The sequence below is a fragment of the Archangium gephyra genome, from assembly GCF_049060025.1.
Taxonomy (GTDB): Bacteria; Myxococcota; Myxococcia; order Myxococcales; family Myxococcaceae; genus Archangium; species Archangium gephyra_A.
This window is the reverse complement of the sequence record NZ_JBMEQQ010000002.1, coordinates 2,717,922-2,730,891: the sequence shown is the minus strand read 5'-3', so window position 1 is coordinate 2,730,891 and position 12,970 is coordinate 2,717,922. Positions and strand designations below refer to the sequence as shown.

The following is a 12,970-nucleotide window of genomic DNA, read 5'->3' as shown; positions in this document are numbered from 1 at the left end:
CTCAGTCCCCGCCGAACATCAACCGGCGCACCACGGGCACGGGCGGGTAGCCGTAGGAGACGACGGCGTCGTGGAAGCGTTGCAGGCTGAAGTCCTTGCCCCAGCGCCCCTTCGCCTCCTGGCGCAGGTAGAGCGCCAGCTGGCTCACTTCTCAGGCCTGTGCAGGGCGCGGGCGCCACATCCCGGGCAGTAGCTCGAAATCCGGGTGAACTTCAGGAAGGCTTTGCAGATGGGGCATCTGCAGAGGACGAAAATGGAATAGCAGACGCTGGCGACGATCAGGAGGAAGGCCGGAGTCAGTACGAGCAGTGCCGTGGACTTTGGGAAGCGGCCCGCCAGGAGGATGAGTGGGAAGGCGGATGCGGTGAGGGCACTGACGATCTTGATGCGGTGATGGACCTGCGCGGTGATGTCGCGCGATGGCGCGGGAGGAGCAGCAGTGTCATTCGGCATGGCTCCATCCTATCACTCGAGCGTCACGGCCCCGCTCCTGGCCCCCATCGCCGCGGGAAGGGGAAAAACCGGGTGATTCCGGAAACGTGAGGAATCGGGATTGGCGGGAGATGGTTGATACACCCTCAGCGCGGGAGGCTTCATCCCCCCCCATTCCGAGGTCCATCATGTTTTCAGGTATCACCGCGCGCTGCCTGGCCGCCGTCAGTACGATGTCGCTGCCGGTGGGTTTGGCGCAGAGGTCGTCGAGGAGAAGCAGGAGCAGGTTCAGTCCACCGGGCAGGAGATCGTCGGCGGTACCGCCACGACGATCAGCGCCAACCCCTGGCAGGTGTCCCTGCAGACCAGCTCGGGCTTCCACTTCTGTGGCGGCTCCATCCTCAACGCCAACTGGATACCACCTGGGGCAGGGTGCCGGAGAAGAGCGAGCCCTCGAAGTGCGCATCGACGATGCGGCGCAGGGAGCGCTGGGCGGGGGAGAGCGCGGCGGCGTCCGCTTGGGAGGCGGGGCGCGAGGTGGCACGAGCGGACAGCAGGACGAGCAGCGCGGTGACGAGCGCGCGGGTGGACGGCACGTGCAATCAACACATCCCGGTATGTGAGCCTCGCCCACCCACGTGCCCGCGACAACCCGGGAGTCGAGGAGCAGGAGATGCACCCGAGCGTGGCCTTCAGCGTCGATGACACGGAGGACTGGGGACTGCCGCTGGCGGGCCCCGGCCTGCTGCTGGGCGTTCCGCGCGAAGGCCCCTGGCGCCACCCACCGTCCCTGCATGTCGAGGCCGCGCCGGACTACCGGTTGCGCCTGAGCAGCGGAGGGCAGCCCTTGCTCTGGGTGCGCATCGACTCCTGGTGGGACCGGTGCGGCTTCCTCCGGGGCAACGCCCACGCCCCCTGGGGACTGCCTTCGTTATCGGCGGCCGAGGTGCGGGAGGTGGCGCACGCGCCGGGGACGGACAGGTGGTGGGAAGCCTGGATGTGGCGCCTGGGGCGCGCGCTCGCGCAATCCGAGCATCCGGTGCTCCACGCGGGCCGTTGGTGCCTGCGTCCCCTCCGGGCCATTCCCGCCAGCGAGGCGTATCACTATCCCGTCAGCACGATGGAGTGGCGGTTCGGTCAGCCGCCGCTCCCTCCCCACTCACCCGAAGGCGTCCTCCGCTTCGAGCGCTTCCGGGTGGAGGCCTGGTCCTCCTACGGCGAGCCCTCGGAGGTCCGTACGGGGGCGATGATGCCGCTGCGTGCGCCTTCACCCGAGGACGATGGGCGGGTGAAGAGCTGGCGCAAGCGCGCCCGGGACGGGACGCTGCCTCCCGTGGTGCTGCTCTACGTGGACCTGCTCATGAAGTGGCTGGTGATCGACGGGCATGATCGCCTGCACGCGGCCCTGCTCGAGGGAGTCCCGCCGCCGCTGCTGGGGCTCTGGCCGGTCCACGAGGAGGTGTTGCCCGCGCTGCCCGAGAAGTACGAGGGCATCATGCGGGCGGCCGAGCACCACCTGCGCGCCGGGGCGACGCCCTCCCTCGTCGACAGGGTGAACCGCATGTTGCTGGTCAACTACGCGCAGCGCAGGCGAAGCACCGTGACCCGGGGCTGGCCGCTGAAGGGGGGACTCGAGGCCTGGCGGGCCGAGGTGCTCGCCTCGCGCCGGTGGAGCCCCTTCCCGGCGGACACCGAGGACTGGGAGTGGTTCGCGTAGTCAGACCAACACTCCGCGGTGCCCTTGCCGCCATGCCTCGCCGCCTCCACCTTGGCACCCGGAGTGTGTCCTGAAGGGCCGGCCGGACGCGGAGAGTGGATGATGGGGCGTGGGTGGGGGTGGGTCGCGGCGGCGGTGGTGTGTCTGACGTGGGCGTGTGGCCCCACCGTGGAGGAGGCCACCGGGGGGTTGCCGGGCACCGGACAGCCGCCTCCTGGGAGTCCGCTCCCGTCACCTGTCCGGCCGCCGACACCCCAAGGACCCTCGGCGTGCGCGGAGCATGACCTGGGCCGTGCGCTCCCGGTGCTCGTCACGGGCACCCTCACCGGTGGCTCCAATCATCACCGCGCCTGCAACTCCCAGACGTATGGAGATGGTGCCGACACCTCGTACGCCTGGACGGCTCCCGAGACGGCCCTCTACGTCTTCGACACCTCCGGCTCCACCTCGGGCGTCCTGCTCGATGTGCGGAGCGGGAGCTGCGACGGGCCGGTGCTCGCCTGCTCGCGCCGGGAGGGGCAGGGCTCCGGGTACGTGCCCCAGGCGCGGCTGCCGCTGAAGGCGGGTGAGACGGTGGCCATCTTCCTGGATGGGGGTGGCTCGCTCCACCCGGATTTCTCGCTGCGCATCGCGAAGGCGGCCCCCAGCGAGGCCGGTGCCTGCCAGGACGGGATGGACAACGACGGCGATGGAGCGGTGGACTGCGGCGACCCCGAGTGTGATGGGATACCCGCCTGCACCCCGAGCGTCTGCGCGGCGGTGGATCTCGGGTCGGCGCTCCCCGTGCGGCACGTCGGCACGACCTCCGCGGAGCATGTCCGCTTCGCTCCCTCGTGCGCTCCGGGTGGCCTGGGCTCCGAGCGCGTCCACTCCTTCACGCCTCCCCACTCGGGTCATTACGCGCTCAGCGTCCGGCGGCATGACTCGGAGGACGCGTTCCTCCCGATGCTTCACCTCCTGGCGGACTGCGCGGGAGAGACGGAACTGGCTTGCGTGCCCGCACAGGCCCACGCGACGGGCCGCTACCAGTGGCTCGAAGGTGGCAAGCCCGTCCTCCTCGTGGTGCGGGACACGGCGGGACGGGAGGCGGACTATGAACTCACCGTCACCCGCTATGTCGACAGAGAGGCCGGTTTGTGTGGGGACGGCCTCGACAACGACGCGGACGGCCGGCGTGACGCGGAAGACAGCGACTGCATCGGGACGTGCAGCCCCACGAGGTGCCAGGACCTGAAGGCGAGCTGCGGCGAGTACTCCGACGGTTGTGGTGGCACCCTCCAGTGTGGAAGCTGCGGCGAGGGGAGGACTTGCGGCGCGGTCATCCCCGGCGCCTGCGGGAAGTGCATCGTGGCCGCGGATCTGGGCAGCACCTTGCCGTTGCGGCACTCGGGAATGCCCGAGGGATTCCTCAACTACATCCCCATGCATGGCGAGGTCCTGTCCTCGACCTTCACCTGGACGGCGCCGCGCACCGGCGACTATGTCATCAGCAACGCCGGCTCCGGCGCCTCCAGCCGGCTGACGGTCCGCCTCGGGAGCTGTAACGGCCAGGAGGTCCCCGGCTCCCACCCACTGCTCCCGGACCGCTACTCCCTGAAGGCAGGAGAGACCGTGTACCTCACGCTCTTCGGCGATGGTGCGCGGCTCGGCTGGGTGGACAGCTACTACCACCTCCACATCACCGAGGCGGCGCCCGGTGGCGAGCAGGGCCACTGCGCGGACCGGCTCGACAACGACGGCGATGGGAAGGTGGACTGCCAGGACGCGGACTGCGGCGCGACTCCCGAGTGCCAGGGGCGTGCTTGCGCGGACGTGGATCTCGGCAACGCGCTGCCCGCGTGGGGCAGCACTCCCACGAGCCGGGGGTACAACTTCTTCCGTCCGAGCTGTGCCTTCGACAGCTACCCCGGCCGGGACGAGCGGGTGTACGCGTGGACCGCTCCCAAGGCGGGCCGGTATGTCTTCCACGGCCGCTGGCGCGATGGGCTGCTCTCCCTGCGCAACGGGTGTGCGGGCCCGGAGCTCGCTTGCGTCAACTTCCCCGGAGTTGGCCAGAAGCTCGAACGTGTGGTGCTGGTGCGCGAGATGGCACAGGGCGAGTCCCTCATCGTCGTCCTCGAGGGCACGGAGGGCGAGGACGAGCTACCGGTCGCCAACTCGGATCAACTGTTCGTCCACGAGTGGGCCCCCGAAGAGGGCCCCGGGCTGTGCGAGGACCAGCGGGACAACGACGGCGACGGCCTCGCGGACGAGCTCGACCCCGGTTGCTGACCGCGCCGTTCTACGCGGTCCCATGCCGCGTCAGCCGGACTGATTCGACGAAGGCGAGCAGTTCCTTGATGTCGAGGGGCTTCACGAAATGGTGGCGGAAGCCCGCCGCCTGGCTGCGTGCGTGGTCCCCGTCCAGGCTGTAGCCCGTGAGCGCGGCGAAGACGGGGCTCGACTCTCCCAGCCGCTCCCGGATGCGCTCGGCGACGCCATAGCCATCCACCTCGGGCAGGCCGATGTCGAGCAGTGCCACATCCGGACGGAACTCGCCGGCCCGGTTCAACGCCCCCTGGCAATCGTGTGCCACGGCCACCTCGTACCCGCTCAGGGCCAGCAGCTCGGCCAGGCTCTCGGCGGCGTCGACGTTGTCGTCCACCACGAGCACGCGGAGGAGGTTCCCGGGGTTCGTCGTGGCTCCGGCGGCGGCACGCTCCCGCTGGGTCTCCTGGGGGAGTGCCGCCTCGGCGTCCGTGTGCCTCGGCAGCCAGACCGTGAAGCGGCTGCCCAGGCCGGGCCCCTCGCTGTGTGCCTCGACCCGGCCGCCATGCGCCTCGACGAGACTCCTCACGAGCGCCAGGCCGATGCCCAGACCTCCTTCACTCCGATCAATCGTGCGAGCCCCCTGGACGAAGGGCTCGAAGAGCCGGGGGACGAGCTCCGGCGACAATCCCTGGCCATCGTCCTCGACGACGAGCGCGATGCCTCCCTCCTGCTCTCCGGCCCGGAGCTGGATGCGCCCGCCAGGGGGCGTGTACTTCGCCGCGTTCATGAGCAGGTTGGCGACCACCTGCGTCAGCCGGTCGGCATCCGCCAGCACCGGCAGGCCCGAGGAGGACACGTGGGTCTCGAGCACGTGATGCCGCTGCCTGATGAGCGGGGCCGCCGCCTCCACGGCCCGGACGGTCACGGCGGAGAGCTCGAGCGGCTCGCGGCGGAGCGACAGTTGTCCGCGAGCGAGCCGGGCCATGTCGAGCAGGTCATCCACGAGGCGGACGACGTGCCGGAGGTGCCGGGAGATGACCTCGTGCTCGGGTGTCTGCGCGAGGCCCCGCCTGCGGAGCACCTCCATCGAGGTGACGATCGGCGCGAGCGGGTTGCGCAGCTCGTGCCCGAGCATGGCGAGGAACACGTCCTTGGCCCGGGTGGCCTCGACGGCTTCGGCGCGTGCCCTCTCGGCGGTGGCGAGGTTCGCGTCCCGCTCGCGCTCGCGCTCCCGCAGCAGCAGTCCGGAGCGTTCCAGCGCTTCGCCCAGTTGTGCGAGCTCGCGCACGCTGGACGGCTCCATGTGGGGACGGTCTCCCCGCGCGAGCGCGGCCGCGGCGTTCGAGGCCTGGGTGATGGACCGCTCGAGCCGCCGGGAGTAGAGCCAGGCGCCGCCCGCGCTCGCGGACAGCAGCACGAGCCCGAGCCATCCGGCGGTGAGCATCGAACCGGTCACGGGTGCATCCAGGACCCGCCGGGGACTGACGATCGCCGCGGTCCAATCCGAAGGCTGGCTCCGGCTGAACGCCACGTAGACGGGCGCACCATCCATCGACACGTCGGAGTACACGCCCTCGAGCGAAGCGCGGGTGTTCTCCTGGAACGAGGGAGTGGCCCGCTGGCCGACGAAGCGCACGGGGTCGCGGGTGCGGGCCGCCACCATCCCCCGCGGGTCGACCAGCGTGCGCGTCCACTCCTCGTTCCCGGACGACGGGCTGGCCACGACTTCCGTGAGGGACTCCGGCGTGATGACGGCCGTGAGCACGTATCGGAGCACGCCGTCGCGCATCACCGGCACCCGGATGGGCAAGGCGAACGCCCGCCGCGGGCCCTTGCCGACGGCGAGGCCTCCGACGATGGGTTGGTGCGTCTCGAGGACGCGCGCGAAGCTCTCCTGCTCGGCGACCGGCGGGAGCGGGGCCCCCCAGGGATACGAGGTGTTGAGCAGCAACCGCCCGTCCGGGGAGATCAGCAGCACCTGCTTCCAGGCCGGCTGCGTGCGGCGCACCCGCTCGCACTCCGAGAGGAAGGACTCCAGCTCGCCTCGATCCAGATGGTCGGACTGGGCCAGGGCCTGGAGCGTCCGGATGGAGCCGGACATCTCCCGCTCGAAGGCCGTCGCGAGCGAGCGCGCTGAACGGACCACCCGCCGCTCGACGTCCTGGCGCTCCAGGCGCGCGAGCTGGAAGACCACGACCGCGGCGAAGACGACGGCGGGCAGGAGCGTGCCGACCGCGAGCCGGACGAGGTGCCAGCGGAGTGGGAGGGAAGGGGCCGGGGGGGACAAGGCGGGACTCGCGCGCACGGTATCTGGAGCACCGCGAGCCGCGCAAACACGGCTCAGCCACACTCCAAAGTTTCACAAGGGCACCCGTGTGGCAGCTCGCGCGTGAGGGCGTACGACGCGGGGAAGCGACGGCTCAGCACTGCGCCACGGGCGCCTTCATGGCGAAGAAGAGCACGGGGCGCACGAGCGTTTCGAGCTCGGCGTCGTACTGGCGTTGCTGGGCCGCGGCGGCTCGGAGCTCCCTCTTGCCCGAGAGCAGGTAGCTCGCGCCGATGAGTGCGAAGGTCGTGAAATAGATGACGCGTTCGATGTTCATGCCCCGGTAGGGTCCGCAAGGGGGCTTTGTGACGGAGTCCCGAGGGATGCCAGCGGAGCGGGCGGGCGGGCGGTGCCCCCCGGGGCTCACCGGGTGGAGAGGTGGGGCCGGGAGGAGGGGAGCCGGGCCGGCTCGACGTGCACCACCACGTCCACCACCTCGGGGAACTCCGCCTGTATCCGGGCCTCCACGGCGTCGGCCAGCTCATGGGCCTGTGCGGTGGTGAGCTGAGGATCCACCTCGATCTTCAGGTCCACGTACACCGTCCCCTCCATGCCCCGGCTGCGCACGTCGCGGCACGAGCGCACGCCCGGCACCTGGAGGGTGAGCAACTCCACCTTCTGCGGATTCAACCGCGCCGTGTCCGAGAGGATGCCCACCGCCTGCTTGACGATGCCCCACGCCACCCGGGCGACCACCACCAGCACGCCCAGCGTGACGATGCCGTCCGCCTTCGGGAAGCCCAGCCACACCAGCCCCATGGAGCCCAGCACCGCCAGCGTCACGCCCACGTCCGACAGCGTGTGCCGCGCGTCCGCCAGCAGCAGCGGGCTCCGCAGCTTCTCGCCCTGTTTGCGCTCGAAGGTGGTGACGGCCAGGTTGACCAGCAGCGTGCCCACCATCACCCCCGCCATGAGCGGGGTCACCGTGGGATGGCGGTCGTGCAGCAGCGAGTCCAACGCCATGCGCCCCAGCTCCAGCATGGCGATGCCGATCATCGCTCCGATGCCCAGCGAGGCCAGCGCCTCGAACTTGCCGTGGCCGTAGGGGTGGTCCTCGTCCGCAGGCTGGGAGGCCACGGACATGGCCACCAGGCCGAGCACGTTGGAGCCTCCGTCGATGAAGGAGTGCACGCCATCCGCGGTCACCGCGGCCGAGCTGCTCATCCATCCGATGACGACCTTGGCCACCGCCACGGCCCAGTTGGCCAGGAGGATGGCGGCGAGCACGTTGCGCACCTTCCGGTTGCGCTCGATCAGGGAGGAGGCGTCCACGCGGCGCACCCTAATTCCAACAACGCCCGTACGCGAGCCTCCCCGGCGTCCGGGCAATCAGTTGGGCTGACGGAAGAGCCTCATCCGGGGGCCGCCGCCCATCTCCATGAAGAAGCCGAACTTGAAGCGCACCTTGGAGTTGTCCTCCAGCAGGCCCGGCGGCGGGTTGGGGAAGGGCTGGGCCTTCTTGAAGGACTCGACGGCCGCCAGGTCCAGGAAGTCCAACCCGCAGCTCTTCTCGATGGTGATGTTCGCCACCCGCCCGTTCTCGTCCAGGGTGACGTTGACCAGGGTGTAGCGATCCTTGCCGCTGTAGGTCTGCCCCGTCGGATCCCTCCGCATCAGCGCCGAGTTGGGATCCCACTGCGTGCCCACGCTCTGCTTCACCCGGTTGAAGAAGCTGGCGTACTTCCACTCGCGGGTGTTGAGGTAGGTTCCGTCTCCCTCCTCCGCGTCCTTGAGGTGATCATTGGGCGCCCCGCCGATGATCTGATCCATCACCGCCTGCGAGGGCATCAGCCTGGCCATCCCCGGAGAGCCCATGCGGCCGGTGGAGCCCTCTTCGTCCGCATCGGAGCCCTGCTGGATGCGCAGCCGCTTGGAGTTGCCGGCGAGCTCGTCGCTCTCGTCGCGGTTGTTGACCTCCATGCCCGGGCCCGAGGCGTCGGGGTCCTGCTTGAGGGCGATCTCCTGCTTCTTCTTGGCCTCGGGCAGCTCGAAGGCGGACTTCTTGCCGCCCTCCTTCATGGGCCGCTCGTCCGCGCCCGTGCCGTTGTTGCCGGCGACCCGCGGAGCCGTCTCGTTGCTGGCGCCCGAGCCCTCACGGGACTCGCGCGCCGTCGTCCGCGGCATGGCGTTGCGGTAGAAGGGCGTCTGGTCCTTCGCGCGCGTCTCCTTCTCCACCTTGTTGTTGTGCTCGGCGAGGTATTTGGCGTCCGGCGCTTCCTGCTGGTTGCCCGGAGCCACGTCCACCACCTGACCCTTGGGCTTCTCCTCGGGCTTCTTCTCCGGCTTCTTCTGGCCGGGCGGGGAAGCCTGGGGGTTGGTCGGCTGGGGCCCGCGGTTCTTCGCCCACTCCTGGGCACTCATGGGGCGCATGACCACGGCGCTCGCCGGCTTGGGGGGCTTGGGCTCGGGCGGCAGGTTGAGCTGGATGTAGGCCATCAGCGACAGCAGGCCAACGAAGGCTCCGTGCGCCAGCAGGGCCAGGACGAGGGCAATGAGGTAGCGAGCGGGCCGTTCCCGCCTGCGCCGCCGCTTGTAAGCCTGCTCTGGAACCGAAGGACCCGTCGACACGCGTGGTGATGATAACCCCCGAGCCCGCCCCGTACTCCCGAGACGTTTTCAGGGTGACTTAATAGATAGGCGCGACCTCGGCACCGTTGAAGTAGAAACGGAGGATGTCCTGGTAGCGCTGCCCGGCCTCGGCCCGGCCGATGGCGCCCGTCTGGCACATGCCCACCCCGTGGCCCCAGCCGCCGCCCCGGAAGCGCCAACCGGTGAGGTGGCCCGCGCCATCCCGCTCCTCCTCCAACAGGGCCATGGCGCTGTTGAGCATCCCGAAGAGCCGGCGGATGTTCAGCTCGCCCCGGACCTGGGTGACGCCCCGCTCGCCCGCCACGGTGAGGGTGCGGGCCCGGCCGGACACACCCCGCTCGCCCAGGCTCAGCGCGTGCACCGGGCCCACCCCGAGGTGGGGGGTGAGCGCGTTCACCTGCTCCAGCGTGAAGCGCTTCTCCCAGCGGAACTTGCCCGCCCGCGCGAAGCTGGAGAGGCGGCAGGCGGCGGGCAGCTCCGTCCGCAGGTACTCCGCGAGCGCCCGGGGGGTGGGCAGGCCCTCCGCCGGGCCGAGGAGATCCGGCCTGCCGCGCAGGCTCGGGTTGGGGGGGCCGCCCCAGACGACGTCGTTGTCCTCCGTGTGGCCGCCGCACACCGCGCTGTACACCGAGTCCACCAGCTTGCCGTCCGAGGAGAACAGCCCCTGGCCCCGCGTGGCCTCCACCGCCGCGCTCGTGCTGGCCGCCTCGCCCGTGCGGCCCCGGTACACCGCGCAGTGCTGCTCGGAGCACAGGAGGTAGGGATCGGCCAGGTGCTTGATGCCCACCTTCGCCAGCACCTCGCCTCGCGCCGTCACCGCCTGCGCCTTGAGGGCCTCCGGGTGCGCCCGGGCGTAGATCTCCGAGGGCACCAGCCCCATGAGCAGCTCCTCCAGCTTCACCACGTTGACCACCGCCAACGTCCCGTGGCGATCCACCGAGAGCTGCAGCGTGCCCCGGAAGCTCCGGTCCTCGAAACCGTGGTTGTCGTAGCCGACGTCGTGCTCCACCTGCCGCACGTCGAAGCCGGCGCCGTCCAGGGTCTCCGCGTGGAGGTTGTCCTGCGCGAGCCCCACCACGTTGCCCGCCTCGTCCCGCAGCTCGAGGATGGCACGCGAGGGCGCGCGGACCTCCTCGAAGAGGGTGGTGCGCACACCGAACTGGCGCAGCAGCTCCGCCTGCCGCTCCGTGGCCCGCGCCGGGGTGAGCTCCTCGTCGAGCAGCAGCAGGTAGCGCCGGTTGTCGATGACCTTCCCGGCGATGCCATAGAGCACGCCGAGCACGTGGGCGCGCACCGCGACGCCCCGGGCCTGCCAGCGCGCCTGCACCTCGGCGAGCCCCTCCTTGTCCGCGAAGGGAAGCTCCTCGAGCTGGATGCGCGCGGACAGCTCCGCGGGCGTGCCGTCGGTGACGCGCACCGTCCAGACCGAGCCCGCCGGGGCCTCCAGCAGCCGCTCCGCCTCGCCGCCGAAGCGCAGCCGCATCCGCCCCTTGGGGGAGAAGCGCACCTCGCGGCGGCCCTGCATCAACCCGATGGGGACCTGCGGCTCACCGCCCCGGAAGTCCAGCCGCTTGAGCGCGTCCGGCGCGGGCAGCTCGCCAGGGGGCGGCGCCTCCAGGACCGGAGCGGGGGGCTTCCCCTGGAGGGCAGGTGCGGCGGCCGGAGTGGCGGCGGGGGGCGCGCGGGCCGCGGACTCGGAGCGGAGCGCCTCCGGGGACGGAGACGGCGCGGCCCGGCGCGGCGCGGCGCAGGTGACGAGGAGGATCGCGAGGAGTGGAAGAACGGCTTTGAGCAAAGCCCCCCGACGGTACCTGTGGATGGCGCTCACCGCCACCTCCTGTTCGGAGTCCAAGCAGGCAAGCAGGAGGGGTGGCGAATACCGGGACCCCGTACAGGGGTTCCCCCTGCTCATGAAAATCCAAGCAAGCAAGATGAGGAAGACTCCAGCGGCTCTCCTGGCCGCCTGCTCGCTGGGCCTGGGCCTGTGGGCCTGTGGCGGGACCGGGGGAATCGGTTCCGACGGGCAGCCCGGCATGCCGGAGAATGCTCCGCGCCTCAACGCGCCCTCGGCCGTCACCCGGCCGGGCGAGCCCGCGCCCATCGGCGCGCAGCCCGTGGCGAACACGCCCGTGGCGGACCTTCCTTCGCACGAGGGGCACTCGCCCATCGCCGAGCCTTCGCCGCAGCCGGCGCTTGCCGAGCCCCAGTCCCCCCCCGCCGCACCGCGCTTCACCCGGGAGTGGGTGGTGAGTGCGTCCGGGAGCGACTCCGGTGACGGAAGCGCGGCCCAGCCGTTCCGCTCCATCGCCAAGGCCATCTCCCTGGCGGGCCCTGGCGAAGTGGTGCGCGTGCTCGCGGGCACCTACGCCGAGCGGGTCGTCATCGGCGACAACGCCAAGGCGGGTTCCGAGGGGGCCCCCATCACCATCCAGGGCGAGGGCAAGCCGCGCATCGTTCCGGGCTCCGGCTCCGGCGCGCTCGTGCAGGTGCGGCGGCCGTACTGGATTGTGGATGGCTTCGAGCTGGACGTGCAGCGGCAGCCCGTCTACGCGGTGACCTTCCAGGGGAACGTGAAGGGCTCGACGCTGGCCAACTCGGAGCTGCACCACGGCACGCTCGGCGCCGCGGTCACCACGTATGACGGCGCGACGGGCGCGGTCATCGAGAACAACCACATCCACGGCTTCGTGAAGAACTCGGGCAACCAGGACTCGCACGGGGTGGTGGTGCAGCCGACGTCGCGCGACATCACGGTGCGCAACAACGACATCCACGACAACTCGGGTGACTCGGTGCAGTGCCTGGGGCCCGAGGGCTTCAGCTCGCTGCCGCCCGCGGATGGGCTGCTCATCGAGAACAACCACTTCTACTCCAACCGCGAGAACGCGGTGGACATCAAGACTTGCTACAACGTCACCATCCGCCGCAACAAGATGCACGGCTTCAAGCCGAGCTCCACGGCCAAGGGTGACGCGGTGGTGGTGCACTACTCGGCGCGTGACGTGATCATCGAGGACAACGAGGTCTACGACTCGGGCAAGGGCATCTCGGTGGGAGGCAACCACGAGGGGCCGGTGCCGAAGGGTGTGGTGGTGCGGCGCAACCGCGTCCACGACATCACGAAGCAGGGCGGTGGCGAGGGGACGGCCATCCGGCTGGAGAACTCGGAGGGCACGGTGCTGGTGAACAACACGGTGACGCGCGCGGACACCGCGCTCATCCTGGGGCATGGCACGGGCGGCGCCACGAGCAACCTCCAGGTGGAGAACAACCTCATCGCGGAGTCGGCGGTGGCGGTGAGCATCGGGAGCCAGCGGCCGGGCCTGAAGATGGGGCACAACCTGTTCCCGGCGGGAGCGCAGTTCAAGGCCAACGGGCAGCCGGTGGACCTGGCGGGCTTCCAGCAGGCGGCGGGTGACAGCACCTCCACCACGGGCAACGCGGGCGCGGCGCCGCCGGCCTTCGGACCGGACGGGGTGGCCGTGGACCAGGGCGCCAACGTGGGCCTGCCCTTCTGCGGCGGGGCTCCGGACATCGGCGCGGTGGAGACCGGCTGCTAGCCGCGGTTCCCTGAGTCCGTGAAAGAAGAGAGAAGGCCCGGTGTGGAGCGATCCGCACCGGGCCTTTTTCTTCGTGCGTTTCGAATCCGCGCGGCG

The 12,970-nt window shown here is 70.6% G+C and carries 11 protein-coding genes; 4 read left to right on the top strand and 7 right to left on the bottom strand.

Features of this window, described 5'->3' with window-relative positions; genetic code table 11:
* Nucleotide 1: 1 nt before the first annotated feature.
* Together ACN28I_RS11795 and ACN28I_RS11790 are read right to left on the bottom strand one after the other, a co-directional pair.
* Entirely contained in the window at nucleotides 2-148 is a 147-nt protein-coding gene (locus tag ACN28I_RS11795; protein WP_420942143.1) for a DUF885 family protein, read from the bottom strand.
* The gene (locus ACN28I_RS11790) at nucleotides 145-453 is read right to left on the bottom strand and encodes a hypothetical protein (RefSeq protein WP_420942142.1); all 309 of its coding nucleotides are present in this window, start codon (nucleotides 451-453) and stop codon (nucleotides 145-147) included. The genes ACN28I_RS11795 and ACN28I_RS11790 overlap by 4 nt, the downstream gene beginning before the upstream one ends.
* Before the next feature lie 331 nt (nucleotides 454-784).
* On the opposite strand from ACN28I_RS11790, the gene ACN28I_RS11785 reads away from it, so the two are divergent.
* The 3 genes from ACN28I_RS11785 to ACN28I_RS11775 all read left to right on the top strand — a co-directional run bounded on the left by ACN28I_RS11785 (nucleotide 785) and on the right by ACN28I_RS11775 (nucleotide 4,420).
* Nucleotides 785-1,006, top strand: coding sequence for a hypothetical protein (locus ACN28I_RS11785; protein ID WP_420942141.1), 222 nt, complete (start codon nucleotides 785-787; stop codon nucleotides 1,004-1,006).
* Between the two features lie 45 nt (nucleotides 1,007-1,051).
* The gene (locus ACN28I_RS11780) at nucleotides 1,052-2,149 is read left to right on the top strand and encodes a hypothetical protein (RefSeq protein WP_420942140.1); all 1,098 of its coding nucleotides are present in this window, start codon (nucleotides 1,052-1,054) and stop codon (nucleotides 2,147-2,149) included.
* 99 nt (nucleotides 2,150-2,248) lie between these two features.
* Nucleotides 2,249-4,420 carry a hypothetical protein gene (locus ACN28I_RS11775; protein WP_420942139.1) on the top strand — a complete coding sequence of 724 codons (2,172 nt, stop codon included), beginning with the start codon at nucleotides 2,249-2,251 and terminating at the stop codon, nucleotides 4,418-4,420.
* A gap of 10 nt (nucleotides 4,421-4,430) precedes the next feature.
* Here ACN28I_RS11775 and ACN28I_RS11770 read toward each other — a convergent pair whose 3' ends face one another.
* The 5 genes from ACN28I_RS11770 to ACN28I_RS11750 all read right to left on the bottom strand — a co-directional run bounded on the left by ACN28I_RS11770 (nucleotide 4,431) and on the right by ACN28I_RS11750 (nucleotide 11,109).
* Entirely contained in the window at nucleotides 4,431-6,686 is a 2,256-nt protein-coding gene (locus ACN28I_RS11770) for an ATP-binding protein (RefSeq protein ID WP_420942138.1), read from the bottom strand.
* A 133-nt stretch (nucleotides 6,687-6,819) separates the two neighbouring features.
* A complete protein-coding gene (locus ACN28I_RS11765) occupies nucleotides 6,820-7,002 on the bottom strand; it encodes a hypothetical protein (RefSeq protein WP_420942137.1) in 183 nt (60 codons plus the stop codon).
* A gap of 86 nt (nucleotides 7,003-7,088) precedes the next feature.
* Nucleotides 7,089-8,006, bottom strand: coding sequence for a cation diffusion facilitator family transporter (locus ACN28I_RS11760; protein WP_420942136.1), 918 nt, complete (start codon nucleotides 8,004-8,006; stop codon nucleotides 7,089-7,091).
* A gap of 48 nt (nucleotides 8,007-8,054) precedes the next feature.
* Nucleotides 8,055-9,293 carry an energy transducer TonB family protein gene (locus tag ACN28I_RS11755; protein WP_420942135.1) on the bottom strand — a complete coding sequence of 413 codons (1,239 nt, stop codon included), beginning with the start codon at nucleotides 9,291-9,293 and terminating at the stop codon, nucleotides 8,055-8,057.
* 58 nt (nucleotides 9,294-9,351) lie between these two features.
* Nucleotides 9,352-11,109 (bottom strand): SpoIID/LytB domain-containing protein, encoded by a 1,758-nt coding sequence (locus tag ACN28I_RS11750; RefSeq protein WP_420942134.1) that lies wholly within the window; start codon nucleotides 11,107-11,109, stop codon nucleotides 9,352-9,354.
* A 136-nt stretch (nucleotides 11,110-11,245) separates the two neighbouring features.
* Between ACN28I_RS11750 and ACN28I_RS11745 the strand changes: the two genes are divergently transcribed.
* The gene (locus ACN28I_RS11745; RefSeq protein WP_420942133.1) at nucleotides 11,246-12,874 is read left to right on the top strand and encodes a right-handed parallel beta-helix repeat-containing protein; all 1,629 of its coding nucleotides are present in this window, start codon (nucleotides 11,246-11,248) and stop codon (nucleotides 12,872-12,874) included.
* Nucleotides 12,875-12,970: the final 96 nt, after the last annotated feature.